The 3456-nt window shown below is 56.6% G+C and carries 2 protein-coding genes; one reads left to right on the top strand and one right to left on the bottom strand.

The window, feature by feature from the left end; genetic code table 11:
- Positions 1–47: 47 nt before the first annotated feature.
- Entirely contained in the window at positions 48–1289 is a 1242-nt protein-coding gene (locus V6C16_RS09660; RefSeq protein ID WP_333534878.1) for a GNAT family N-acetyltransferase, read from the top strand.
- A gap of 433 nt (positions 1290–1722) precedes the next feature.
- Here V6C16_RS09660 and V6C16_RS09655 read toward each other — a convergent pair whose 3' ends face one another.
- On the bottom strand, positions 1723–3114 hold the full coding sequence (locus tag V6C16_RS09655) for an aminopeptidase (protein WP_333543088.1): 1392 nt from the start codon (positions 3112–3114) through the stop codon (positions 1723–1725).
- Positions 3115–3456: the final 342 nt, after the last annotated feature.

Genomic DNA, 3456 nt, shown 5'->3' with positions numbered 1-3456 from the left:
CCGCGCAGGCCGCAGAGACGCGCGGAAAGGCCGATGCCGCCACGGCTGTGGGCGAAGGCCGACTGCAAGGCTCCGGCCTTCATGACGCCTTTGAATTCCGCCAGCTCGGCAAAGAAGATTTTGAACAGTTCGAGGCGCTGCTGCGTTATGCCTTTCAGGTAAGCTCGTCCGAAATGGCCCGTATCGGCTGGTCGGACAAAGAGATGAAGCAGTCCAAAAAACCCATCTTCGAAGCTTCGCACGTTATGGGCTGGTTTTATAAGGGACGCCTGGCCTCGCAGATAGTCATCTATCCGATGGAGGTGAACGTACAGGGCGAAATCTGCAAGATGGGCGGCATCACGGGGGTCGCCACCTATCCCGAATACACGGGCCGGGGGCTTATTCATTCGCTTTTGGGCAAGAGCCTGGAATACATGCGCGCAGAGCAGCAGATCATTTCTTACCTTTGCCCCTACTCCATCCCCCTGTACCGCAAGCACGGATGGGAAATTGTTTCGGACAAGATGACCTTCGCCATCAAGGACACCCAGCTTCCGGCGCGCCGCGCCGTGGACGGGCTGATAGAACGTGTGGACATCGAAAGTGAGGACCTGCACAGGGTTTACAAATATTTTGCCCTGCAGGAGCACGGCGCGCTCATACGCGGCGCGCTGGAGTGGGAAGAATACTGGCGGTGGGATTCGGACGACGTCATGGCGGCGGTATATTATGGGGCGGACCGCAAACCATTGGGTTATGTTGTTTATTACATTGAAAATGAGGTTTTCAGCATCAAGGAAATGGTCTACCTGAATCAGGAGGCCAAGTCCGGCATCTGGAATTACATCAGCGCGCATTTTTCAATGATCACCCGGGTCGAGGGGAACAACTACACGGGCGAGGCCATTGCCTTCCAGTTTGAAGACAGTGAGATAGACGAGACCATCCAGCCTTACGGCATGGCCCGCATAGTGGACGTGCAGCGCTTTATGGAATTTTATCCCTACCAGTTCAGCGACCCCAGGCTTACGCTGGACTTTGAGGTCAGAGATCCCATCGCCCCCTGGAACAACGGCATATTCCACATGAGCTGGCAGGAGGGCGAGGCCGTTTGCGAGCAGGTTTCCACATTTCGTTCGGGTCACCGTATCAGCCTGGATGTTCAGACGTTGACCACCATGTTTATGGGGTACAAACGGCCGACCTATCTTTACAACAATGACCGTATTGATATGGACTATCATCTGCTCAAGACGCTTGAGGCCCTGATTCCGCCGGATAAGCCCTATTTTTCAGACTACTTTTGATGTCAAAGGCCGTGCGGAAGTTTTTTGCTCCGCGCAGGCAGATATTTCGCAGGCCAGAATATTCACCAGTGCAATGCAAACGCAGCTTGAACCGTATGCCCTTGGGGTCGCGGCTGAAGCTGCGTTTGCCTGTTTCTGGCGGGGATCTGTTCGCGCCGTTGTGGAGCATTTCACTTTGAAGCGCTCCACATTTTAAAGTTTTCATTCAGCCGAAAAATGCGATTTTCTGCCGAACCCACGCCACATTGTGGCGCGCTGCACTTTCGTGCCGCATTAGAGCAATTCACGAATGAAACGAGTCAACTGCTCTGCAAGGATTTTCCTGAAAATCCTTGCCACGAAATGCGAGCAGGCGGGCTTTTGCCTGTCGTAAGCAAGCATTTCAAGTGTTAAATTCTCTAGAGCATTGACATTTTTTCAAAGTTAAAATGCTCTATATCTGGATGTCTGATTCAAGAAAGGCCCGGTATGCCCGCACAGTGGCGTGCAGATCGGCGCAGCTTGCCAGTTCAAAGGGGCTGTGCATGGACAGGACGGCTGGGCCAAGGTCAATGACGTGCATGCCGTAGGCGGCCAGGAAAAGAGCCACCGTGCCGCCGCCGCCGTGGTCCACGCGGCCGAGTTCCGCTGCCTGCCAGGGGATGCTTTTACTGTTGTAAAGGTTGCGCAGCGCGCCGAAAAATTCCGCATCGGCCTCGCTGGCCCCGTATTTGCCGCGTGAGCCTGTGAACTTGGAAAAGCAGGGACCGTAGCCCATCTGGGCGGCGTTCTGCTTTTCGTGCACTTCCTGAAAGTCGGGGTCCAGGGCTGCCTGCACGTCGGCGGAGAGGGCGCGGGTTTCCATAAACACGCGGGACGCGAGTACGTCCGGCGCCCAGGCGCGGGTCAGGTCTTCCACGCAATACTGAAGAAAGCGTGAGGCCGCGCCGGTGGCCCCGTCCGAACCGATTTCTTCCTTGTCCCAAAAAATGACGGCCATGCTGCGGCCTGTGGCTTCGGCCTCCAGCAGGGCCTCAAGGGCCGTGAACACGCAGATGCGGTCATCCTGTCCGTAACCGCCCACCAGTGCCTTGTCAAAGCCCACAAAGCGGGCCGGTCCGGCGGGAACGGCCTGAAGCTCGGCCGTGATAAGGTCCTCTTCGGTAATGCCGTATTTTTTGTTCAGGATTTCCAGAAGCTGCGTTTTTATGGCTTCTTTGGGCGCATCTTCTTTTTTGCCCTTGCCTGCGGCCTTGGGGCTGTGTCCAAGAATGATGTTGAGCTTTTCGGCTTCAAAGGCGTCGCTGACGGTCTGGGCTGCCTGCTTCTGGGCCAGGTGGGGCAGCAGGTCGGCAATGCAGAACACCGGCTCTCCCGCCTTTTCACCGATGGTGACCTCAAGGACGGAGCCGTCGCCGCGCACCACCACGCCATGCAGGGCCAGGGGGCGCGCCAGCCACTGATACTTGCGTATGCCGCCGTAATAGTGCGTTTTTGCCTGGGCAACACCGGGCTGCTCAATGAGCGGGCGCTGCTTGAAGTCCAGGCGAGGCGTGTCGGTATGGGCGGCAATGAGGGCAAGGCCCTGTTTCAGCGGCAGCGTGCCGCGCCTTGCGGCGAAAATGGCTTTGCCGCGCATGGGACGCATAACACGGTCAGCGGTGAAGTCTTCAGTATAGCCGTGTTCCGCCAGGCGCTGGCGCACATATTCCACGGTTTCGCGTTCTGTTTTGCAGTGCGTAAGAAAATCCATATAGCGAACCGCCAGGGCTTCCATTTCTTTGCGCGTTTTGGCGTCCGCGTTTTCCCAGGCGTTTTGGGGCTTGTAGGCCAGAGTCTTTTCCATGCTGTTTTCCTTTATGGCCGCCGAAACGGCAGCCTGTCATTTTTGCGGTCTCTGCCGTCTGCATTTGGAGCATTTACCACTTGAAATGCTCACTTACGGCGGGCAAAGCCTGCCTGCTTACATTTCGAGGCAAGGATTTTCCTGAAAATCCTTGCAGAGCAGTTAACTCATTTCATTCGTAACCTGCTCTATATAATCTCTTTTGCGGCCATAGCCAGAGCCTCGCGCAGCACGCGCAGCAGCACGGGCCTGTCTTCGGCGGCCAGGGTGCGCGGGTCAAGGCAGAAGCTGTCGTCCTCCAGCCTGCCTATAAGGGGCGGGTCTGTGCGCAACAGGGCCGCC

The organism is Desulfovibrio sp. 1188_IL3213 (assembly GCF_036763145.1).
In the GTDB taxonomy this organism is placed as follows: Bacteria; Desulfobacterota; Desulfovibrionia; order Desulfovibrionales; family Desulfovibrionaceae; genus Desulfovibrio.
The sequence above is the reverse complement of the archived record's forward strand: the minus strand, read 5'-3'. Positions and strand labels throughout refer to the sequence as shown.

What these genes read in the sequence shown, in the direction of transcription:
- V6C16_RS09655 (WP_333543088.1), bottom strand. Translation starts at nt 3,114, where the DNA reads ATGGAAAAGACTCTGGCCTACAAGCCCCAAAACGCCTGGGAAAACGCG.